The 21,630-nt window shown below is 67.6% G+C and carries 24 protein-coding genes; 18 read left to right on the plus strand and 6 right to left on the minus strand.

Annotated features, from left to right (window positions below):
- Positions 1-37 precede the first annotated feature (37 nt).
- The 9 genes from ASE02_RS12970 (at position 38) to ASE02_RS13010 (ending at position 10,268) form a co-directional block, all read left to right on the plus strand.
- Positions 38-1,015 carry an aspartate carbamoyltransferase catalytic subunit gene (locus tag ASE02_RS12970; protein ID WP_056734785.1) on the plus strand — a complete coding sequence of 326 codons (978 nt, stop codon included), beginning with the start codon at positions 38-40 and terminating at the stop codon, positions 1,013-1,015.
- Complete coding sequence (locus ASE02_RS12975) at positions 1,015-1,605, plus strand: TIGR00730 family Rossman fold protein (protein WP_056734787.1); 591 nt, start codon at positions 1,015-1,017, stop codon at positions 1,603-1,605. Before ASE02_RS12970 ends, ASE02_RS12975 begins: the two co-directional genes overlap by 1 nt.
- The gene (gene pyrC, locus ASE02_RS12980) at positions 1,602-2,894 is read left to right on the plus strand and encodes a dihydroorotase (protein ID WP_056734789.1); all 1,293 of its coding nucleotides are present in this window, start codon (positions 1,602-1,604) and stop codon (positions 2,892-2,894) included. Before ASE02_RS12975 ends, pyrC begins: the two co-directional genes overlap by 4 nt.
- Positions 2,895-3,018: 124 nt before the next feature.
- Positions 3,019-3,666, plus strand: coding sequence for a glycerol-3-phosphate 1-O-acyltransferase PlsY (plsY, locus tag ASE02_RS12985; protein WP_056734791.1), 648 nt, complete (start codon positions 3,019-3,021; stop codon positions 3,664-3,666).
- Between the two features lie 58 nt (positions 3,667-3,724).
- On the plus strand, positions 3,725-3,988 hold the full coding sequence (locus tag ASE02_RS12990; protein WP_056734793.1) for a hypothetical protein: 264 nt from the start codon (positions 3,725-3,727) through the stop codon (positions 3,986-3,988).
- Between the two features lie 150 nt (positions 3,989-4,138).
- Positions 4,139-6,817 carry a type I DNA topoisomerase gene (gene topA, locus ASE02_RS12995; RefSeq protein WP_056734795.1) on the plus strand — a complete coding sequence of 893 codons (2,679 nt, stop codon included), beginning with the start codon at positions 4,139-4,141 and terminating at the stop codon, positions 6,815-6,817.
- Between the two features lie 59 nt (positions 6,818-6,876).
- Positions 6,877-7,206 carry a hypothetical protein gene (locus ASE02_RS13000; RefSeq protein WP_056734797.1) on the plus strand — a complete coding sequence of 110 codons (330 nt, stop codon included), beginning with the start codon at positions 6,877-6,879 and terminating at the stop codon, positions 7,204-7,206.
- 58 nt (positions 7,207-7,264) lie between these two features.
- Positions 7,265-9,583: a ribonuclease R gene (gene rnr / locus ASE02_RS13005; protein WP_056734798.1), complete on the plus strand. Its 2,319-nt coding sequence runs from the start codon at positions 7,265-7,267 to the stop codon at positions 9,581-9,583.
- Positions 9,584-9,644: 61 nt separating this feature from the next.
- Positions 9,645-10,268 carry a hypothetical protein gene (locus ASE02_RS13010; RefSeq protein ID WP_056734800.1) on the plus strand — a complete coding sequence of 208 codons (624 nt, stop codon included), beginning with the start codon at positions 9,645-9,647 and terminating at the stop codon, positions 10,266-10,268.
- A 42-nt stretch (positions 10,269-10,310) separates the two neighbouring features.
- On the opposite strand, the gene ybaL is transcribed toward ASE02_RS13010, so the two are convergent.
- Entirely contained in the window at positions 10,311-12,260 is a 1,950-nt protein-coding gene (gene ybaL / locus ASE02_RS13015; protein ID WP_082602036.1) for a YbaL family putative K(+) efflux transporter, read from the minus strand.
- A 66-nt stretch (positions 12,261-12,326) separates the two neighbouring features.
- On the opposite strand from ybaL, the gene ASE02_RS13020 reads away from it, so the two are divergent.
- A complete protein-coding gene (locus tag ASE02_RS13020; RefSeq protein WP_056734802.1) occupies positions 12,327-12,587 on the plus strand; it encodes a helix-turn-helix transcriptional regulator in 261 nt (86 codons plus the stop codon).
- On the opposite strand, the gene ASE02_RS13025 is transcribed toward ASE02_RS13020, so the two are convergent.
- The gene (locus ASE02_RS13025; RefSeq protein ID WP_056734804.1) at positions 12,565-13,251 is read right to left on the minus strand and encodes a phosphatase PAP2 family protein; all 687 of its coding nucleotides are present in this window, start codon (positions 13,249-13,251) and stop codon (positions 12,565-12,567) included. The genes ASE02_RS13020 and ASE02_RS13025 overlap by 23 nt on opposite strands.
- A gap of 51 nt (positions 13,252-13,302) precedes the next feature.
- Between ASE02_RS13025 and ASE02_RS13030 the strand changes: the two genes are divergently transcribed.
- From ASE02_RS13030 to rpmG, 7 genes are all read left to right on the plus strand, one after another.
- Positions 13,303-13,740: an EamA family transporter gene (locus ASE02_RS13030; protein WP_056734805.1), complete on the plus strand. Its 438-nt coding sequence runs from the start codon at positions 13,303-13,305 to the stop codon at positions 13,738-13,740.
- 48 nt (positions 13,741-13,788) lie between these two features.
- Positions 13,789-14,499: an NUDIX domain-containing protein gene (locus ASE02_RS13035; RefSeq protein WP_056734808.1), complete on the plus strand. Its 711-nt coding sequence runs from the start codon at positions 13,789-13,791 to the stop codon at positions 14,497-14,499.
- A gap of 104 nt (positions 14,500-14,603) precedes the next feature.
- The gene (locus tag ASE02_RS13040; RefSeq protein WP_235536690.1) at positions 14,604-15,293 is read left to right on the plus strand and encodes a PepSY-associated TM helix domain-containing protein; all 690 of its coding nucleotides are present in this window, start codon (positions 14,604-14,606) and stop codon (positions 15,291-15,293) included.
- A gap of 11 nt (positions 15,294-15,304) precedes the next feature.
- A complete protein-coding gene (locus ASE02_RS13045; protein ID WP_056734810.1) occupies positions 15,305-15,805 on the plus strand; it encodes a DUF2271 domain-containing protein in 501 nt (166 codons plus the stop codon).
- A gap of 20 nt (positions 15,806-15,825) precedes the next feature.
- Positions 15,826-16,644: a DUF4198 domain-containing protein gene (locus ASE02_RS13050; protein WP_056734812.1), complete on the plus strand. Its 819-nt coding sequence runs from the start codon at positions 15,826-15,828 to the stop codon at positions 16,642-16,644.
- Between the two features lie 74 nt (positions 16,645-16,718).
- Positions 16,719-17,651 carry an FAD:protein FMN transferase gene (locus tag ASE02_RS13055; protein ID WP_235536691.1) on the plus strand — a complete coding sequence of 311 codons (933 nt, stop codon included), beginning with the start codon at positions 16,719-16,721 and terminating at the stop codon, positions 17,649-17,651.
- A 114-nt stretch (positions 17,652-17,765) separates the two neighbouring features.
- On the plus strand, positions 17,766-17,933 hold the full coding sequence (gene rpmG, locus ASE02_RS13060; protein WP_056018215.1) for a 50S ribosomal protein L33: 168 nt from the start codon (positions 17,766-17,768) through the stop codon (positions 17,931-17,933).
- Between the two features lie 61 nt (positions 17,934-17,994).
- Here the strand turns inward: rpmG and ASE02_RS13065 are convergent, their stop codons facing one another.
- The 4 genes from ASE02_RS13065 to ASE02_RS13080 form a co-directional block, all read right to left on the minus strand.
- Positions 17,995-18,363, minus strand: a complete 369-nt coding sequence (locus ASE02_RS13065) for a hypothetical protein (RefSeq protein ID WP_056734815.1) — start codon at positions 18,361-18,363, stop codon at positions 17,995-17,997.
- Between the two features lie 72 nt (positions 18,364-18,435).
- Positions 18,436-19,053 (minus strand): GNAT family N-acetyltransferase, encoded by a 618-nt coding sequence (locus tag ASE02_RS13070; protein ID WP_056734817.1) that lies wholly within the window; start codon positions 19,051-19,053, stop codon positions 18,436-18,438.
- A 41-nt stretch (positions 19,054-19,094) separates the two neighbouring features.
- Positions 19,095-20,459, minus strand: a complete 1,365-nt coding sequence (locus tag ASE02_RS13075) for a PleD family two-component system response regulator (protein ID WP_056734819.1) — start codon at positions 20,457-20,459, stop codon at positions 19,095-19,097.
- Positions 20,460-20,466: 7 nt separating this feature from the next.
- The gene (locus ASE02_RS13080; RefSeq protein ID WP_056734821.1) at positions 20,467-20,832 is read right to left on the minus strand and encodes a response regulator; all 366 of its coding nucleotides are present in this window, start codon (positions 20,830-20,832) and stop codon (positions 20,467-20,469) included.
- A 164-nt stretch (positions 20,833-20,996) separates the two neighbouring features.
- Here ASE02_RS13080 and ASE02_RS13085 point away from each other — a divergent pair, with 164 nt between their 5' ends.
- Positions 20,997-21,611, plus strand: coding sequence for a hypothetical protein (locus tag ASE02_RS13085; RefSeq protein ID WP_056734822.1), 615 nt, complete (start codon positions 20,997-20,999; stop codon positions 21,609-21,611).
- The last annotated feature ends 19 nt before the right edge of the window (positions 21,612-21,630 follow it).

The raw sequence follows: 21,630 nt of genomic DNA on the forward strand, positions 1-21,630 counted from the left end.
TGGCGCCTCCCGCCAGGAGGCCTAAGACGCCGCTTTAATGAGCGCAGCACCCACCGGTCTGAACGAGGTCCTTTCGAGGACCTTCCCCTTCCCGAAGCGTCACTTCCTGTCCGTGGTCGATCTCAACCCTGTTGAGGTTTCCGGATTGCTGGATCTGGCCGACAGCTTCGTGTCCCTCAACAGGCAACATTCGAAAAAGCTCGACCTGCTCAAGGGTCGAACTTTGATGAACCTGTTCTTCGAGAACTCGACGCGAACCCAAAGCTCGTTCGAGCTGGCCGGCAAGCGGCTGGGCGCCGACGTGGTCAATATGAGCCCGCGCTCGTCCTCGATCTCCAAGGGCGAGACCCTGATCGACACGGCGGTCACGCTGAACGCGATGCAGCCCGACCTGCTGGTCGTGCGGCATTCGTCCTCGGGGGCGGCTTCGCTGCTGTCGCAGAAGGTCACCTGCTCGGTGATCAACGCCGGCGACGGCCAGCACGAGCATCCAACCCAGGCGCTACTGGACATGCTGTCCATGCGCCGCGCCTTCGGCCGGATCGCCGGCCTGAAGATCGCGATCTGCGGCGACGTGCTGCACAGCCGGGTGGCGCGCTCGAACGTCGGGCTGTTGCAGATGATGGGCGCGGACGTGCGCCTGGTCGGCCCGCCGACCCTGATGCCCACCGACGCCGACCGTTGGGGCGTCGATGTCTATCACGACATGCGCAAGGGCATCGCCGGCTGCGACGTGGTGATGATGCTGCGCCTGCAGCTTGAGCGCATGGACGGGGTCATGGCCCCCTCGCAGCGCGAGTATTTCCGCTTCTACGGCCTGGACCGCGAGAAGCTGGCCTTCGCCTCCGACAATGTCCGGGTCATGCACCCCGGCCCGATGAACCGTGGGGTCGAGATCGACTCCGACGTCGCCGACGATCTCGCCGTCTCGCTGATCCAGGATCAGGTGGAGATGGGCGTGGCCGCGCGCATGGCGGTGCTGGCCTCGCTCGCGGCGCGCCTGGACAACGACTGATGAGCGCCATCGCCTCCGTCTGCGTGTTCTGCGGGGCGAGCCCCGGCGGAGACCCTGTCTATCGCGCCGCCGCCGAGGCCATGGGGCGGCAGATCGCCGAACGAGGCATGCGGCTGATCTATGGCGGGGCCAAGGTCGGGTTGATGGGCGCGGTCGCCGATGCGGCGCTGGACGCTGGAGCCGAGGTGATCGGGGTCCTGCCCCACGCCCTGAGCGACAAGGAAATCGCTCATACCGGCCTCACCCGCCTTGAGATCGTCGGCTCGATGCACGAGCGCAAGGCGCGGATGGCCGAACTTTCGGACGCCTTCATCGCCCTGCCCGGCGGCGCCGGCACCCTGGAGGAGATCTTCGAGATCTGGACCTGGGGCCAGCTCGGCTTCCACGCCAAGCCGGCCGGGTTCCTGAACGTGCGCGGTTACTATGACGGCCTGCGCGGCTTTGTGGACCATGCGGTCGGCGAGGCGTTCCTGAGGGCCCCGCACCGCGACATGCTGATTTTCCGCGAGGACTGCGTGGAGATGCTGGACGCGCTAGGCGCCTACGTCCCGCCCGTCGTCGAAAAATGGATCGGACGCCCAGAACTATGACCCAACGCCCGACCGCCTTTGTGAACGCCCGCCTCGTCGATCCGGCCAGCGGCTGGGACGGCCCTGGCGCGCTGCTGATCCGTGACGGCAAGATCGCCGATGTCGCCCAGGGCGGCGACCTTGGCACGCTCTCGGCCGACATCGACGTGATCGACGCCCGCGGCGCGATGCTGGCCCCGGGCCTGGTCGATATCCGCGTGAAGACCGGCGAGCCCGGCGCGGAGACCAAGGAGACCCTGAAGTCGGCGGCCCTGGCCGCGGCGGCCGGCGGCGTCACCTCCATCGTCCTGCAGCCCGACACCGATCCGGTGATCGACGAAGCCTCGGTGGTGGACTTCATCCTGCGCCGCACCCGCGACATCGAACTGGTCCATGTCTATCCGGCTGGCGCGGCCACCAAGGGCTGTAAGGGCGAACGCATGGCCGAGATCGGACTGATGCGCGAAGCCGGCTGCCTCTATGTGACCGACGCCGACCGGCCGATCGTCAATTCCAAGGTGATGCAACGGGTCCTGGCCTACGCCAAGAGCTTCGACACCCTGGTCGCCCACCGCCCGGCCGACCCCTGGCTGTCGGCCGGAGCCGTCGCCACCGCCAGCGAGTTCGCCGGCCGCATGGGCCTGTCCAGCGTGCCGCCGATCGCCGAGAAGATCATGCTGGAGCGCGACCTGGCCCTGGTCGAACTGACCGGCGCGCGGTTCCTGGTCGACCAGATCACCACCGCCTGCGCGCTGGAAAGCCTGGCGCGCGGCAAGGCGAAGGGCCTGCCGGTCACCGCCACCACCTCGATCAACCACCTGTCGTTCAACGAGATCGACATCGGCGACTACCGCACCTTCCTGAAGTTCGACCCGCCGGTGCGCGGCGAGGACGACCGGCAGGCGACCATCGAGGCCCTGGCCTCGGGCCTGATCGACATCGTGGTCTCCGCCCACGCCCCGGCCCCGGCCGAGGACAAGCGCCTGCCCTATGACGAGGCCGCGCCCGGCGCCGTTGGCTTGCAGACCCTGCTGCCCGCCCTGCTCGCCTTCCACCATGACGGCCGCATTCCGCTGGTGGACCTGATGCGCACGGTGACCAGCCGCCCCGCCGAACTGCTGGGCCTGGCCGCCGGTCGCCTGGCCAAGGGCGCGCCCGCCGACCTGGTGCTCTGCGACCTCAACGCCCCCATCGTGGTCGACCTGGACAAGCTGAAGTCCAAGTCCCGCAACTCGCCCTTCGACGGCCGCCGGCTGTTCGGCGAGGTGCAGATGACGATTGTTGATGGGCGGGTCGTGTATCGGGTCTGACAGACCGACCCCAACCAAGAACAATTGACGAACAATCTCCTTCGCTAGAAGCTTGGCCTTGACGCTGGGCGGATGACGGCGCGCGCGAGCGCGGCTACCACTGGGCTGACGAGAGGGAACGCCGATGCCTGATTCACTCAGCCCTATGCTGATCGCCGCCGCCGTCGTGGGAGGCTATCTGCTGGGCTCGATCCCCTTTGGCCTGATCGCCGCCAAGCTGGGCGGCCAGGGCGATATCCGCTCCATCGGTTCAGGCAATATCGGCGCGACCAATGTCCTGCGCACCGGCCGTAAGGACCTGGCGCTGATCACCCTGCTGGGCGACGGCGGCAAGGGCGCGGTGGCGGTGCTCATCGCCTGGCTGCTGACCCGCAACGCCGGGGCGCAGGCGCAGGCTCAGTTGACGGCCCTAGCCGGCGGGTCGGCGTTCCTGGGCCACCTGTTCCCGGTCTGGTTGGGCTTCAAGGGCGGCAAGGGCGTGGCGACCTTCTTCGGCACCCTGCTGGCCGCCGCCTGGCCCGTGGGTCTGGCGGCCGGGGCGACCTGGATCGCCATGTTCTTCATCTTCCGGCTGTCGTCGCTGGCGGGCCTGACCGCGGCGGCCCTGGCGCCGATCCTGGCGCTGTTCGTGTTCGACCGCCCCTACCCGATCGCGGTGATGGCGCTGGTCATGGCGGTGCTGATCTTCATCCGCCACAAGGACAATATCGGCCGCTTGCTGAAGGGCGAGGAACCCAAGAGCGGCTCGGCTAAGAAAAAAGACCCTGCGTGATCCGCGCGCGCGGGGAACCAACGACCTGATCCGCCAGGGCGCGGCGCTGTGCGAGGGCGTGGAAGACGTGCTGCGTGCGCTGGAGAGCTTCGGCGGGTTCCGCGAGCCGGAACGGCCCTTCGCCCCGTCGCCAGTTCCGGACACCGAAATCGACGCCGTGCGCGAGCGAGTCGCCGCCCTGCTGTCGCCCACACCGGTCTCTCGTGATGAGCTGGTGAGGGCGGCTGGCGCCCCGGCCTCAGTGGTTTTCGCGGCCCTGGTGGAGCTCACCCTGGCGGGCCGGGCGGAATTGTTGCCGGGCGGATTGGTCGCGGGGCTCTAAAGAGCCCCGGTTTTCAGAAGGTGGGCGCCTATCCAAACGTGCGCCTTGCCTAATTCCTCAGGCTGGTTGACACAGCCTAGGCGCCTCCCTCACCTTTCGCGCCCTTGAATTTCGGGCCTCCTGCCCGGGACGCCCCTATATAGAGCGCCCATGAACCTCGTCGTCGTCGAAAGCCCGGCTAAGGCTAAGACCATCAATAAGTACCTCGGCTCGGACTATACGGTCCTGGCCTCGTACGGCCACGTGCGTGACCTGCCGGCCAAGGATGGATCGGTACGGCCCGACGAAGACTTCGCCATGATCTGGGATGTGGACGCCAAGTCCGCCAAACGGCTCAGCGACATCGCCGAGGTCGCCAAAAAGGCCGACCGCATCATCCTCGCCACCGACCCCGACCGCGAAGGAGAGGCGATCTCGTGGCACGTCCTGGAGGTCCTTCAGAAGAAGAAGGTCCTGAAGGACACCAAGGTCGAGCGCGTGGTGTTCAACGCCATCACCAAGTCGGCCGTGACCGAGGCGATGAAGAACCCGCGCGCCATCGACATGGAGTTGGTGGACGCCTACCTCGCCCGCCGGGCGCTGGACTATCTGGTGGGGTTCACCCTCTCGCCGGTGCTGTGGCGCAAGCTGCCGGGCTCGCGCTCGGCCGGCCGCGTGCAGTCGGTGGCCCTGCGCCTGGTCGTCGATCGTGAGATCGAGATCGAGAAGTTCAAGACCCAGGAATATTGGACCGTCGAGGCCGACGTCTCGGCCGGCGGCGATCCCTTCCTGGCCCGCATGGTCAAGCATGACGGCAAGCGTCTGACCAAGTTCGACCTGGGCAACGAGGCCTCGGCCCACGCCGCCCAGGCGGCGGTGAAGGCCGCGACCTTCAAGATCTCGGCGGTCGAGAAGAAGCCCGGCCGGCGCTCGCCCGCCCCGCCCTTCACCACCTCGACCCTGCAGCAGGAAGCCTCCCGCAAGCTCGGCTTCTCGGCTCAGCGCACCATGCAGGCGGCCCAGAAGCTGTACGAAGGCATCGACATCGGCGGCGAGACCGTCGGTCTGATCACCTACATGCGTACCGACGGCGTCCAGGCCGCGCCCGAAGCTATCGACGAGGCGCGTCAGGTGATCGCCGGCGTCTATGGCAAGGAATACGTCCCCGAGAGCGCCCGGATCTACAAGACCAAGGCCAAGAACGCCCAGGAGGCCCACGAAGCCATCCGGCCGACCAGCTTGACCCGCAACCCCGGCTCGCTGCGCCTGGAGAGCGACCTTGGCCGCCTCTACGAGCTGATCTGGAAGCGGATGATCGCCTCGCAGATGGAGGCGGCCCGCATCGAGCGGACCTCCATCGATCTGGAAAGCGCCGACGGCAGGACCGGCCTGCGCGCCACCGGCCAGGTGATCCTGTTCGACGGTTATCTGGCCGTCTACGAGGAAGGTCGCGACGACGCCGACGACGAGGAAGGCGGCCGCCTGCCGCAGGTCAAGGAAGGCGCCGACGCCCGCGTGATCGACGCGCGCGCCGACCAGCACTTCACCGAACCGCCCCCGCGCTATTCGGAAGCCAGCCTGGTCAAGAAGATGGAAGAGCTCGGCATCGGCCGGCCCTCAACCTACGCTTCGGTGCTGACCGTGCTGCGCGATCGCGAATACGTCCGCATGGACAAGAACCGTTTCATTCCCGAGGACAAGGGCCGCCTGGTCACCGCGTTCCTCGAGCAGTTCTTCGCCCGCTACGTGGAATACGACTTCACCGCCGCCCTGGAAGAAAAGCTCGACCTGGTCTCGGCCGGGGAGATGAACTGGAAGGCCCTGCTGCGCGAGTTCTGGCAGGACTTCCACGCTGCAGTCGGCGAAATCGCCGAACTGCGCGTCACCAACGTGCTCGACGCGCTGAACGAAGCGCTCGGCCCGCACATCTTCCCGGCGAAGGAAGACGGGTCCGATCCGCGCGGCTGCCCGACCTGCGACACCGGCCGGCTGTCGCTGAAGACCGGCAAGTTCGGGGCCTTCATCGGCTGCTCCAACTATCCGGAGTGCCGCTACACCCGCCCCATCGCCCAGTCGGACGATGAGAACGCCGCTGAAAGCGGCGACCGTGAACTGGGCGTCGACCCGGTCACCGGCGAGAAGGTGTTCCTGAAGGCCGGCCGTTTTGGCCCCTATGTCCAGCTCGGCGAGGGCGAAAAGCCCAAGCGTTCCTCCCTGCCCAAGGGATGGTCGGCCGCCGCCATGGACCTGGAAAAGGGCCTGCGCCTGCTGCGCCTGCCGCGCGACGTCGGGGCCCACCCCGAGGACGGCGGCATGATCACCGCCGGCATCGGCCGGTTCGGACCGTTCGTGCTGCACAACGGCACCTATGCGAACCTGCCCAGCGTCGACGAGGTGTTCGACGTCGGTCTCAACCGCGCCGTCACTCTGCTGGCCGAGAAGCGGGCCGGCGGCGGACGCCCTGGACGTGGCGAATCGGCGGCCCTGAAGGATCTGGGCGCCCACCCGGCGGACGGCGCGCCTGTGAAGGTGCTGGCCGGCCGCTATGGCCCCTACATCAAGCACGGCTCGACCAACGCCAACGTGCCCAAGGGCAAGGACCCGGCGGACATTACGCTGGAAGAAGCCGTGCTCCTGATCGCCGAGCGCGAGGCCAAGGGCGGCGGCAAGAAGAAGCCGGCCGCGAAGAAAGCCGCTGCGAAACCCAAGGCCGAAAAGGCCGCGGCCCCCAAGAAGGCCGCGGCCAAGAAGCCGGCTGCGAAGAAGCCCGCAGCCAAGAAGGCCAGCGCCAAGACCGAGGAAGCGGTCCCGGCGAGCGCCGGCGGCGCCGCGCCCTGGGACGACGAGTAGGTCGTTGAGGCGGCCTTAACCGGCCGCCGGCAACCTGCGCGCGAGCCAGGGAGCCCAGCATGCCGGAGACGCCGACATTCGGCCGCCGCCAGCCCAAAGCGTTCGCGCCGCCCGCTCGGAGCGGGCGCGTTCCGAGCTTGGCTGAACTCGGTGTCGCCCCGGCCGACGCAGATGCCCAGGAACTTGAAGCCTGGCGCCAAGCGCAACGCGAGAAACGGCGCCGGGCCTATCTGCGCCAGTTCACCGGCCTGAGAGGCGTGGGTTTTGGACTCCTGCTCTGCAGCGTCATCCTGAAGTTGGCCGACCTGAATGTGCTCAGCCTGATCCCAGGGACTCTCGCCCCGATTTTCATGTTCGTCGGCTGGCGCCGCAATCGAGCGGCGGACTGAAACCGGCGTCGCTCGATAGTCCGTCGCGAAAACACATCGCAGCGGCTATCTAGGGACCATGGCCAAGTCTCGCACGCCCAAGTCCGCACGGTTCGCCCCCAAGACCGAAAGGCCGCCCCAGGGGCTGCCCGATCGCGAAACCCTGCTGAAGTTCGTCCGCGAGGCCGGTGAGACCGACAAGGCCGACATGGCCCGCGCCTTCGGCCTGAAGGGCAACGACCGCCGCGCCCTGCGCGACATGCTCAAGGAACTCGAGACCTCCGGCGCGCTCGGCAAGCGTGGCCGCAAGGGCTTCTCCGAGGCCGGCGCCGTGCCGCCGGTCGGCGTCGTGGACGTGGTCGAGCGCGATCCGGACGGCGACCTGCTGGTGAAGCTCGTCAAGGGCGACGACGTCCCGCTGGTGCGGCTGGCCCCCGACCGCACAGGCGCCGTGGGCGGCGCGCCGGGCCTGGGCGACCGGATGCTAGTGCGCTTCGAAAGGCTGGAGAACGGCGAACTCGAAGCGCGGGTGATCAAGCGCCTGGGCCAAAGCGCCCACCGCATCCTCGGCGTCGTCCGCAAGGAGAACAAGCAGGTCCGCGTGGAGCCCGTCGATCGCCGCTCCAAGGAGAGCATGATCCTGGTCCCGGCCGAGGCCGCGAACCTCAGCGACGGCGATCTGGTTCTGGCCCAGGTCACGGTCGAGGAGCGCTATGGCCCCAAGCGCGGCAAGGTGCTGGAGGTCGTCGGCCGCGTCGACCAGCCGCGCGCCGCCTCGCTGATCGCCATCCATTCGCACGGCATCCCCACCGGCTTCAGCCAAGACGCCGAAGCCGAGGCCGAGGCCGCCGAGGCCCCGACCCTGAAGGGGCGCGAGGACCTGCGCGCGGTCCCGCTGGTCACCATCGACCCGCCGGACGCCCGCGACCACGACGACGCCGTCTATGCCGAGCCCGACACCGATCCGGCGAACGAGGGCGGCTGGATCGTCTGGGTCGCCATCGCCGATGTCGCGGCCTATGTCCGCTCCGACTCAGCCCTGGACCGCGACGCCCGCGACAAGGGCAACTCGACCTACTTCCCCGACCGCGTCGAACCGATGCTGCCCGAGCGGCTGTCGGCGGGCCTCTGTTCGCTGCGGCAGGGCGAGAACCGCGCCTGCCTGGCCGTGCGGATGGTGTTCGGCAAGGACGGCCGCAAGCGTTCGCACAAGTTCATCCGCGGCCTGATGCGCTCGGCCGCCAAGCTCTCCTACGAACAGGCCCAGCGCGCGATCGACGGCTTCCCCGACGACCAGACCAACCCCCTGCTGGAACCGATCATCAAGCCGCTGTGGGCGGCCTATGAGACGATGATGAAGGGCCGCCGCGCCCGCTCGCCGCTGGCCATCGAGAGCCAGGAGCGCAAGATCGTCATCAACGCCGAGGGCGAAGTCACCTCGATCACGCCGCGCGCCGCGCTGGAGGCCCACAAGCTGATCGAGGAGATGATGGTCCAGGCCAATGTCTGCGCCGCCGAGACCCTGGAGCAGAAGAAGACCCCGCTGATCTACCGGATCCACGACACCCCCAGCCAGGAGAAGGTCCAGTCGCTGGCAGAGTTCCTGCAAACGCTGGGGATCGCCTGGAACAAGGGCGAGGCGCCGCGCACCGACCGCTTCAACAAGCTGCTGGAAGAGACCCGCGAGGGTCCCAGCGCCCAGATCATCAACGAGGTCGTACTGCGCACCCAGATGCAGGCGATCTATTCGACCGAGAACATCGGCCACTTCGGCCTGAACCTCGACCGCTACGCCCACTTCACCTCGCCGATCCGCCGCTATGCCGACCTGATCGTGCACCGTGCGCTGATCCGGGCCCTGGGGCTGGGCGACGACGGCATCACCGACCGCGACATCTCGCAGATGAAGGACACCGCCGAGCGGATCACCTTCGCCGAGCGGCGCTCCATGGCCGCCGAGCGCGACGCCACCGACCGCTATGTGGCGTCCTTCCTCTCCGACCGGGTGGGCGCAGAGTTCCCCGGCCGCATCACCGGCGTCACCCGCTTTGGCCTGTTCGTCCGGCTGGACGAAACCGGCGCTGACGGCCTGGTCCCGGTCTCGACCCTGGGCGACGAGTATTTCGTCCACGACGACAAGGCCCACGCCCTGGTCGGCGAACGCACCGGCCGGCGCTGGCCGCTCGGAACCTCGGTTCAGGTGAAACTGAAGGAAGCCGCGCCCATCACCGGCGGGCTGGTCTTCGAGATGATCAGCGAGCCCCTGCCCGTCGATCCGAACGCCCCTCGGCCCCGGCTAGGCATGCGAGCTCGCACCCCCTTCACCGGCCCCAAGCGTGGTGGCGGCGCTGGACGGCCGCCCGGCAAGGCCAAGTCGAAAAGCGGAAAGCGCCGCTAGCGCGCTGATGGCTCGCCAATAGATTTGCGAAGCTTCACTGGAAGAACGGCGTAATCATTACATGAACAAGAAAATGGGCGTTTCAGTCGCGGTCATCGCTCTCCTGGCGGCGGGAGGCCTGTATCTGCTCGTGAAGCCGGCAGGGGACGCGCCGGCTCCCGCCATGCCCGCCCCTGCACCCGTGGCGTCTGCAGGGCCGGCGACCGCGCCGGTCGATCAAGCGGCGACAGCCGGTCAGGTTGCGTTCGACGCCAAGAACTCAACATTCACGCTCGATGGACAATCCGTAACTCTGAAGAACGGCACATCGAGCATCCCGTCGGCTCCAGGGTCCGCGAGTTCAACAACCACGCGATATTTTGGCGATGATGGACGCGGCGATCTCAATAACGACGGCCAAGAAGACATAGCCTTCATTGTCACCCAAGACGCGGGCGGCAGCGGCCTCTTCTATTATGTCGTGGCCGCGATGAAGGAAGCCGATGGCTATAAGACCACCAATGGATTTTTCATCGGCGACCGCATCGCTCCGCAGTCGATCACCATTCCACGGAACTCAAACGAGCTCCAAGTCAACTTCGCTAACCGCCAGCCGGGGGAGCCCATGACGGCTCCACCGACGGTGGGGCGCGTTCTGCTTCTCAAAGTGACGCCGCAAGGCGTGCTTGAGGGCCTGATGAAATAGGCCCTCTCGGACGAGGGCTTCCCACCACGGGTTCCGGCGCCGCTAGGCCGGCTGCAAGCCCGCCAGGAACCCCTGCTTGGTGATGGTGATCCGCTCGTCGCCCAGGTCACGTAGGCAGTCCTTCTCGCTAAGCGTCGCGAAGGCGGCGTCCAGCCGGGCGGGCTCGAAGCCGCGCGCGATCCCAGCGTCACGGACCGGCGCGCGCGACATCGCCTCGCCCGGCCAGATGTCCATTTCCCGCAAGGTCGCCAGCACCGCGCGCTCGGCGTCATCGAGGATCAGCAGCCTCGGCCCGGCGGGGGTCAACTCCCCCGTGGCGGTCTGATCGACGCCTGCGGGCGGTCCCTCGGGCTCCAGCATGCCGCGGGCGATCTGCTCCTCTCCCATCACCACGCGGTCGGCGCCATGGGCGATCAGGTGCGCGGCTTCAGTGTCGGAGTGGGCCCGGGCGACGATCTCCAGTCCGGGATTGGCCTTGCGGGCCTTGTCGACCACGCCCCCGCCTTCGAAGCCGTCCGCCACGGCGACGAACATCCGCACCGCGCGCTCGACACCTGCAGCCTCCAAGACCCTGGGGTCGGTCGCCGTGCCGATGATCGTCTCATAGCCGTGATTGCGGGCTCTCAGCCCCATCTCCGTCTCGGTCTCGACCAGGACGAAGGGATAGGCCTCGGCCCTCAGCCCCGCCGCGACCACCTCGCCCACCCGGCCGTAGCCGACCAGGATCGTGTGCCCGCCCAGATGGGTCGGTGAGAGATCGTTGGCGGGTTCCGGGTCGGGCGTCGGAACCGCGGGCGCCGGTTGGGCGCGCGGCGTGCGCGTCGCCAGGCCGAAGATGAACGGGTTCAGCATGATCGAGATGATCGCGCCGGCCAGGATCAGGTCGCGGCCGTCCTTGGGCAGGATCTCCAGGTCAACGCCCATGGTCGCCAGGATGAACGAGAACTCCCCGATCTGCGCCAGGCTGGCGGCCACCGTGACGGCGGTGGTGTTGGAGCGTCCGAAAGCCTTGATGATCGCCAGCGCGGCCAGCGACTTGCCGATGATGATGATGCCCAGCACCGCCAGCACCGTCCACGGATGGGCCAGCACCACGAACGGGTTGAACAGCATCCCCACCGAGACGAAGAACAGCACGGCGAAGGCGTCGCGCAACGGCAAGGTCTCCTCGGCCGCGCGCTGGCTGAGCTCGGATTCGGCCAGGATCATGCCGGCGAAGAAGGCCCCGAGCGCGAACGAGACGCCAAACAGCATCGCCGCCCCGAACGCCACGCCGAGCGCGATCGCCAGCACCGCCAGCCGGAACAACTCGCGCGATCCGGTGTGGGCCACATAGTGCAGCAGCCAAGGCACGACCCGCCGCCCGACGATCAGCATGAAAGCGACGAAGCCGCCGACCTTCAGCAGCGTGATCCCCAAGGGCATGACCCAAGCGGTGAGCGGATCGGCCGCGCCGTCGCCGGCCTTCATCGCCCCGGCCAGGGCCGGCAGCAGCACCAGGGCCAGGACCATTGCCAGGTCCTCGACGATCAGCCAGCCGACCGCGATCTTGCCCCGGTCGGTCTGGATCAGCCGTCGCTCCTGCAAGGCGCGCAGCAGCACCACCGTCGAGGCCACCGAGAGCGCCAGGCCGAACACCAGGCCCGAGATCAGCGGCCAGCCCAGCAGGGTGGCGAGCCCGATGCCGAGCAGGGTGGCGACCGCCATCTGCCCCAGGGCGCCTGGCACGGCGATCTTCCGAACCGCCAGCAGATCCTTGAGCGAGAAATGCAGCCCGACCCCGAACATCAGCAGGATCACGCCGATCTCGGCCAGTTCGTTGGCGATCTTCTGGTCGGCCACATAGCCCGGCGTGAACGGCCCGACGAGCACCCCCGCCAGCAGATACCCCACCAAGGGCGACAACCGCAGGCGCTGGGCGAGCGCGCCCAGGGCGAAAGCGGCCACGAGGCCCGCAACGATGGTGGCGATCAGCGGCGTGTGGTGGGGCATGGGCCTCCGGAAACTTGAGTGTGGGACCTCTTGAATTTGGGACGATGTGGGCGCAGATCAACCAAAATGGCTGAAATCTCCGGACACAACGACGTCATCCAGCCCTGCCAGTGCCGGGCCGCGCGCGGCCTGCTGGACTGGACGCAGGATCACCTGGCTCATGCGGCCGGCGTCTCGCGCAGCACGATCCGCGATTTCGAGAGCGGCCGGCACGCTCTGCAGCGCTCCACCGCCAAACTGATCGAGACGGCGTTGGACGAGGCCGGCGTCGTCCTGCTGAACGCCGAGGCCGAGGGTTTCGGCGTCAGGCTTGCCGCGGCGCGGTGAAGACCAGGGCCATCCAGGCCGCCAGCGCCCAACTCGACCCCAGGGCCCACCCGGCCAGGACGTCGGTTGGCCAGTGAACCCCTAGATAGACGCGGCTGACGCCCACCGCGAGGACGCCGCTGATGGCCAGGCCATAGACCAGCGCCTTGGTCCGCCGCCGCGGCTCCACGCTCGCCACCACCGTGGCCAGGGTCAGGAAGGTCGCCGCCGCCGCCGTCGAGTGGCCGCTGGGGAAGCTCTGGGAATAGACGATGCTGCCATGGGCCACGATCATCGGCCGGTCGCGATCATAGAACGCCTTCAGGATCTCGCTGGAAGCGTAGGCCAGCACCACCGTCGTCGCGAAGATCAGCGCCTCGCGCCCGCGTCGGTGGAAAACCAGCAGCAGGGTCGCGGCGATGGTCACGATGGTCAGCACCGTGAAGCCGCCCAGCGCGGTGATGTCGCGCATCGATTCCTCGAACCACCGCGGCCCGATCGGATCGGAAGGATCGCTCGGCATCCGGAACGCGAGCAGAAGCCGCCGGTCGAGGGCCGCGGTTTCCCCCTCGGCGACCTCGCCCGCGATGGTGAGGAACAGCGACGGGACGCCGACCAGGGCGACGAGCAGCACCAGGGTTCGCGTCTCAAGCTTGCCCAGCAGGGACTTCAGGCGTTCGATCATCGCGCCGGCGACTCGCGATCTGCGGCGCCAAGGCTGACGGGGACGGACCGAATGAAGACCATGCTCTCTTCCTGGCAGATGTGGGCGCTGTTGTCGGCGGGGTTCGCGGCCCTCACCGCCGTTTTCGCCAAGGTCGGCGTGGACAATATCAACTCCGACTACGCCACCCTGATCCGCACCATCGTGATTTTGGGAGTCGCCGCGCTGATTGTCACCGCCACCGGCCAATGGCAGGCGCCGGGCGCGGTCAGCTCGCGGACCTATCTGTTCCTGGTGCTGTCGGGCCTGGCCACCGGCGCGTCCTGGCTCTGCTATTTCCGCGCGCTCAAGCTCGGCGACGCGGCGCGGGTCGCACCCCTGGACAAGCTTAGCGTCGTCCTGGTCGCGGTGATCAGCGTGGTCTTCCTGGGAGAGCGGTTGTCGGGGGCCAACTGGGCCGGCGTCGGGCTGATCGCGGCTGGCGCCGTGCTGGTCGCGTGGCGCGGTTGACGTAAGGGCGGTGTTCCCAGGGCCTGAGTCGGCTCATACAGTTGTTTCATGAGCAATGTCGAAACAGTCCGGCGGCCGGAGGGCGGTCGCCTCCGCGCTGACGGAACCCGCGCCGTCCGCCCGCGTAACGCCGCCACCCTGATCATCGTCCGCCGCGACCGCAGCACGCCGCAGGTGCTGATGGGCAAGCGTCACAGCGGCCATGATTTCATGCCGAACCTCTGGGTCTTCCCGGGCGGGCGCATCGACCGCAGCGATTTCCGCGCGCCCTTCGCCACCGACCTGCGGCCCGAGGTGGCGGCGAAGTTCGAAGCCCATATCCCCATGACCCGTGGCCGCGCCCTGGCGCTGACCGCCATCCGCGAAACCTACGAAGAGGCCGGCCTGCTGCTCGCCAAGCCGGTTCCGGCGCGCCCGGTGGCGGGACCCTGGCGGGAATTCCTGGCCCATGGCGCCGCGCCCGACCTGGCGGCCCTGGAGATCGTCGCCCGCGCCGTCACGCCGGCCGCCCTCGCCAAGCGCTTCGACACCTGGTTCCTGATGGCGAAGGCCGAGCATCTGATCAGCCTGGAGCGCCAGCCGGACTGCGGCGAGTTGGAGGAGATCGCCTGGGTCGACTTCGACGAGGCCATCGCCCTGCCCCTGCCCTCCGTCACCCGCACCGTGATCGGCGAGGCTATCCAGCGGCTGGAAGACCCCAGTCGTCCGCAGCCCTTCATGCGCTTCACGACAGGCGCTCCCCGCTTGAGCCACCTGTAGAGCCCGTCGCGCATTTCAGCTGCGAATTATTCGCAACAAGCTTGCGCTTGGCCGCCCCCGTTGTTAGTGCGAACCATTATTAGCACCTCCGGGGGAATGGGATCTTGTCGGCTTCTGAGCTTGTGGGCGCCAAACCGGTCATCGACGAGGCCCAGGTCTTGGCCAAGGCGCAGGCCAAGCGCGCGGCCCAGCGCCGCGCCGCGCTCATGCGCCAGATGGTGCAATGGCATTGGATCAGCGCCGCCATCTGCCTGATCGGCATGCTGCTGTTCGCCGTCACCGGCATCACGCTCAACCACGCCGGCGCCATCGAGACCAAGCCCCAGACGGTCGAGATCGAGGGCCGACTTCCGCCCGAACTGATGGCCGTCGCCAAAACCGCCCAGACTTCCAAGGCCGCCTTGCCCGACGAGATCCGCGTCTGGCTGGCCAAGGACCTCGACGTAAAGGCCCCGAAGGGCGCGGCGGTCGAGTGGACTGACGACGAGGGCTATGTCGCCCTACCTCGTCCCGGCGGCGACGGCTGGGTCACCTTCGACGCCGCGTCCGGCGACGTGCTGGCCGAGCGCACCGACCGCGGCGCGATCGCCTACCTCAACGACCTGCACAAGGGGCGCAACTCCGGCGCGGTCTGGAGCCTGTTCCTCGACGTCTTCGCCGTCGGCTGCGTGGTCTTCTGCCTGACCGGCCTGGTGCTGCTGCAACTGCATTCCAAGGCCCGCAAGATCACCTGGCCGCTAGTTGGCCTGGGTCTCGCCGTGCCTCTGATCCTCGTCCTCCTCTTCATCCATTGACCGGAGCCTCCATGCGCCTGCCCGTCTACACCGCCGCTCTGACCGGCCTGATGGCGAGCCCCGCCCTGGCGGCGGACCTGGAGCTCAGCCTGGAGATCCCTCGGCTGACGGTGGCCGAGTATCACCGGCCCTACGTCTCGGTCTGGATCGAGAACCCCGACAAGACCGCCGTGAAGACCCTGGCCGTCTGGTACAACGTCAAGCTGAAGAACAACGAAGGCCAGAAGTGGCTGAAGGACATGCGCCAGTGGTGGCGCCGGGCCGGCCGCGACATGAGCCTGCCGGCCGACGGCGTCAGCGCCGCGACCCGCGCGCCCGGCAAGCACCAGGTGGTGTTCAAGCCCGGCGCCCTGCCCGCCGGCCAGTATAACCTCGTCGTCGAGGCCGCCCGTGAAGTCGGCGGCGTCGAGGTGCTTCGCGCACCGTTCCAATGGCCGCCCAAGGCCCGCGTCTCCTCCTCGGCGAAGGGTGCCAGCGAGCTCGGCGCCATGAGCGTCACCGTCAAGCCGTGAACCCTAGAAGGATCCATCAGATGATCTCGCTTCGTCGCGGCGCCATCGCCGCCGTCTCCCTCATGGCCGTGCTGGCCGTTCCGGTCGCCGCCAACGCCCACCGCCAATGGCTGCTGCCCTCGGCCACGGTGCTGTCGGGCAATGATCCCTGGATCACGGTCGACGCCGCCGTCTCCAACGACCTGTTCTACTTCGACCACATGCCGATGCGCCTGGACGGCATCACGGTCATGGGCCCCGACGGCTCCAAGGGCGAAATCAAGAACGGCGCGACCGGCAAGTACCGCAGCACCTTCGACGTCCAACTCGACAAGCCTGGCACCTACAAGATCGCCAATGTCAGCGACGGCCTGATGGCGTCCTACAAGCTGAACGGCGAAGCCAAGCGCTGGCGCGGCCCGCTCGCCGACCTGGCGACCGCCATCCCCAAGGACGCCACCGAGGTGAAGCTGACCCAGTCGCAGCGCCGGCTGGAAATCTTCGCCACCCGCGGCAGCCCGACCAAGGAGGTCCTGAAGGTCACCGGCCAGGGCCTCGAGCTGGAGCCCGTCACCCACCCTAACGACCTCGTGTCGGGCGAGGCCGCGACCTTCAAGCTGCTGCTGGACGGCAAGCCGGCCGCGGGCGTCGAGGTCGAGGTCGTGCCGGGCGGCAATCGCTATCGCAACGGCACCGGCGAGATGAAGTTGACCACCGACGCGCAGGGCGCCTTCACCATCACCTGGCCGAACCCGGGCATGTACTGGCTGGAAGCCTCGGTTCGCGGCGGCAAGGCCACCGTGCCCAACGCCGAGCGCAACGCCTCCTATGTGACGACGCTGGAAGTTCTCCCGGACTAGGCCCGCGCCTGATGAATCGCGTCGCGGTTCCCCTCGACCTCTCGCCGCCGGCCGCAAGGCCGCGCGGCGGAGTCATGATCGAACTCGGCGGCCCGACCATGGGCGTCGCCTGGAGCGCCAAGGCCCTCGCCCCGGTCGGCTTCGACGCCGCCGCGGCCGAGGCGGCGATACAGACCCTGCTCAACCGGCTCGTCGCGCAGATGAGCCCGTGGGAGCCGCAATCGGACATCAGCCGGTTCAACCGCGCGCCGGCCGGCGCATGGATGGACATGGCCCCGGCCTTCCACCACGTGCTCAGCGGCGCGCTGCGCTGGGCGCAAGCCAGCGACGGGGCTTTCGACCCCACGGCGGGGCGACTGGTCGACCTGTGGGGCTTTGGCCCTGCGGGGGCCGTGGAGGCCCCGCCAGCGCCCGCCGCGATCGAGGCCGCCCTTGCGGCCGGCGGATGGGACAGACTGGCCCTGGAGGGCTCCAGGGCCTTCCAGCCGGGCGGGCTGGAGCTGGACTTCTCCGGCATCGCCAAAGGCTTCGGCGTCGACGAGGTGTCGCGGGCGCTCAGCGCCATGGGCCTGCCCGACCACCTGGTCGAGATCGGCGGCGAGTTGCGCGGCCAGGGCGTCAAGCCAGGCGGCGAGCCTTGGTGGGTGGAGATCGCCGCTCCGCCCGGATCGGCCCTGCCCGGCGGCCCCATCCTGCTGGCGCTACACGGGCTCTCCATCGCCACATCGGGGGACTACCGGCGCTTCCTTGAGCATGACGGCCGCCGCTACGCCCACACCCTCGATCCCCGACTCGGCCGACCGATCGACAACGGCGTGCGCTCGGTCAGCGTGATTCACGGGACCTGCATGGACGCCGACGCACTCAGCACCGCCCTAAGCGTGCTGGGGCCGGTAGCGGGGCCGGAATTCGCCGAAAAACACGGCCTGGCGGCCTATTTCCTGGTGGACGACGGGGACGATTTACGCGAAATGCCCTCCTCGAAGTTCGAAGCCATGCTCGGCTGAGACATCACCCCATGCGGCAATTTCCCGACCCGGATTGACTTTGGGTTCGGGATTCGTATTGTCCGCCGCTCTTTCGAACACCTGCCGGTCAAGCCGGCCCCGCGAGGACCGACCATGGCGAAGCCCGCCTCCATCAAGATCCGTCTGAATTCGTCGGCGGACACCGGCTACTTCTACGTGACCAAGAAGAACGCCCGCACCAAGACTGAAAAGCTGGTGATGATGAAGTACGACCCCGTGGTCCGTAAGCACGTTGAATTCAAAGAAGGCAAGATTAAGTAGTCTTCTTTCAGACTCTCCAGTCTGTGAAGCGCCCGGCCGTCTGGCCGGGCGTTTTTCGTTGTCAGAATCGCCGCGACTTCCCCAGCAGGGAAAGCCCAAGGCCGACAACGGTTATGCCGAACATCAGGCCGATGATCAGCGTCAGGCGCTGCTCGCGGGCGCTGACCTCGGCTCCGGCCTTCATCGCATCGCCGTAGTGGCCGAAGAACGACATCCAGAACATCGCGCAGGCAAAGCCCCATCCGGCGGTCAGCCACCGCTCGACAGGCCTGCGCAGCGCCAGCAAGCCGCCCGCCACCAGCAGGGCCGCGGCGACATAGTCGACCACCCAGAACGGCCACCACTGCCAGTCGCCCCAGTTGCGGACCGCCTCCAGCACGCCGAGAATCAGCCCGAAGGCGATGGCCAGCCACGCCGAAATCTTGATCATCCCGATCCTCCCCGATCTTTGGGGCCAAGCTTGGCCTTGATGGATCGATATTGGAAGAGAGCAGCCGGCCGGCTACCTGAAGATCATAATCCAGTTCTCGAACCCGCCAGCGCCACCGACGCGGCTATGGTCTGCGACCTCGAACCCTAGCCGCCGGTAGAACGAGACGTTCTCCTTCTTCTGGGTCGTCAATGAGGCTGGGAAGCCGGAGGGCTTCACCGTTTCGGCCAACTCCCGGCGCAGCAACGCGCTGCCCATACCCTGCCCGCGATGGGCCGGGTCCACGACCATGTTGTTCAGATACCAGCTGTCCTGCCCGGCAAGGCTCTGATGCCGGCGCGCCTCAAGCTCGTCGACAGACTTCAGCATGCGTGAGAACGCGGGCCATCCGTGCAGGACGGGCATGCTGAAAAAACCAAAGCGCGCGAGTTGCCTGAGCGTCGCCTTGGGCGCACCCGGCGCATGCCAGAACGCCATGGCGGCGATCTGGCCTTCAGCCCCCCTGGCCGCAAAGCTCTGCCCGACAGTGAACTGACCGCCGAGATTGGTGTGCATCAGCCAACGGAGCTGCTGGAGACGCTTGGCGGGGTCAGGGTAGATGAAGGTGTGCGCTGGGTTGTCGTAGAAGGCGTCTGCAAGGAGGTCGGCGGCGGCTGCTCGGTCCACAAGCGTCAATGATATCGGCTGCATAGTCGGGGTCCCTCTGCAGGCGACGCCCCAACGAGCGCGGCTCAGGCCGCCCGGGCGACGACTTTGTTCCGGCCAGAGGCCTTGGCCTCGTAGACCGCTTCGTCGGCGCGCTTCAGCAAGGCTTCAGGCCGATCGGTCTCGCCGATGGTCGCGGCCACGCCGATGGAGATGGTGACGGTCAGCAGCTCCGAGCCGCTCATCACCCGGAAGGGCGAGCCGGCGACATGCAGACGGATACGCTCGGCGATCCGTTCGGCGTCTTCGAGCTTGGTGTCGGGCATCACCACCACGAACTCCTCGCCGCCATAGCGGCAAGGCAGGTCGATGGCCCGCACGTTGGAGGCCAGGCGCACGGCGAATTCACGCAGCACCTCGTCGCCCACGTCGTGGCCATAGCCGTCGTTGATCTTCTTGAAATGGTCGATGTCGATCAACAGGCAGGCCACGGCGTCACCGCCATGGGTGGCGCGCTTCACCAGGGCCTCGAGCTGCCCGGTCATGTAGCGGCGGTTGTGCAGGCCGGTCAGCTGGTCGGTGACGGCCAGCTCCAGCGAATGATCGAGATTGTCCCGCAGATAGTCGGTGTAGCGCTTGCGGCGGATCTGGGTGCGCGCGCGCGCAGCCAGCTCCTGCGGATCGATCGGCTTGGAAAGGATGTCGTTGACCCCGATCTCCAGGGCCTTCACCAGCCGGGCCCGCTCGTCGAAGTCGACGATGGCGAGGATCGGCAGGTGGCGCGTCGCCTCGTCAGACCGCATCTGGGCGGCCAGCCGCAGGCCGTCGAAGGACCGCGAGGTCGCATTGACGATGATCAGGTCCACCGGCCCCTTGGCGGTCATCAAGGCCTTGTCGGGATCAGCCTCGATCACAGGTCGGTGCTCGATGGCCAATTCCGCGGCGACGCGCTGGGCCTGGCGCTCGTGATCGTCGACGATCAGCACCCTGCCCCCGGTTCCGCCCAGCCGCGACGCCGCGCCGGCGATCACGCCCATGCGGCGGCCCGAGGCCTCCCGGTCGCGCAGTTCGTCGATGACCATCTTCAGGCGGGTCAGGCTGCGCACGCGGGCGAACAGCATGACGTCGTCGATGGGTTTGGTCAGGAATTCGTCGGCGCCGGCCTCTAGGCCGGCGATCCGGTCGGCGCGGCCATCCAGGGCGGTGACCAGCACCACCGGCACGTGCCGCGTCTCGGGGTCGTCCTTCAGCCGCCGACAGACCTGAAACCCGTCCATGCCGGGCATCATCACGTCCAGCAGGACGATGTCGGGCTTTTCCTTGGCCGCGATGGCCAGGGCCGTCGGTCCGTCGCTCGCTGTCAGGACTTCATAGTACTCGGCCGTCAGCTTGGCTTCGAGCAAGCGGACGTTGGCCTCGATATCGTCGACGACAAGGATGCGCGCGGACATGGCGGGGCTAACTCAACAGACGGCGAATGGTATCGAGGAAATGTGACACCGAGATGGGCTTCGAGATGTAGGCCTCGCAACCTCCCTCACGGATACGCTCCTCGTCGCCCTTCATAGCAAAGGCGGTGACGGCGACGACCGGAATCCCGGCCAGCTCGTCGTCCTCCTTCAGCCACTTGGTGACTTCCAGGCCCGAAATTTCCGGCAGCTGGATATCCATTAAAATCAAGTCGGGGCGATGCTCCCGGGCCAACGCAAGCGCCTGCAGCCCCTCGCGGGTCTGCAAAGTTTCGTAGCCTTGGGCATCGAGCAGATCATGAAAGAGTTTCATGTTCAGCTCGTTATCCTCGACGATGAGGACCTTCTTGGCCATTTTCGTCTCGACGATGCTTCGGAGCCCGCGAATCGACGCTGACCCAACCTTGTCATCGTTGATCTCACGGATATCCTTAAACTCGCGTTAGTCGCGCTCGGAGATCCAAACTGACCAACGCCCCGTCCGTCGCCGCCTCGATCCGGCCGCCCAACCTCGCCGACATGGGGCTCGACACCCGCCGCCCGCTGCTCCTGGTCGACGTCGATGAGGTGCTAGGCCTGTTCATGCAGGGGTTTGGGCGTTTTCTTGAGGATCGCGGCCTGGAGTTCCGCGTCGACCGGTTCGCCCTGTTCCAGAACATCTATCGCCCCGGCGAGGACCAGCACCTGCCGGTCGACCAGGGAAAAATCCACTTCGATGACTTTTTCCGGCTGGGCTGCGGCGACATGGAACCGGCCCCTGGCGGCGCAGAAGCGCTGCGCGCGCTGTCGGAACACGCCAATGTCGTGATCCTGACCAATGCGCCTGGCCCGGCCCGCATGGCGCGCGCCCGCTGGCTCGGACGCCATCGCATGGACTATCCGCTGGTCCTCAACACCGGCCCTAAGGGACCGCAGGCCGCCGGCATGGTTCGCCAGGTCCGGGGCCCGGCCGTCTTCATCGACGACCTGATGTCGAACCTCGACTCGGTCGCGCAGAGCGCGCCGCAGGTGCACCGCTTCCAGATGGTCGCCGATCCGCGCCTGCAGCCGTTGGCGCCCACCGCGCCCAACCGCCATCGCCGGATCGACGACTGGGACGAGCTGCGGCAGGCTATCGAGGCCGCAATCCTCTAAGGACCTGCGGTCTCATCGC

It is taken from the genome of Phenylobacterium sp. Root700 (genome assembly GCF_001429025.1).
Classification (GTDB): Bacteria; Pseudomonadota; Alphaproteobacteria; order Caulobacterales; family Caulobacteraceae; genus Phenylobacterium.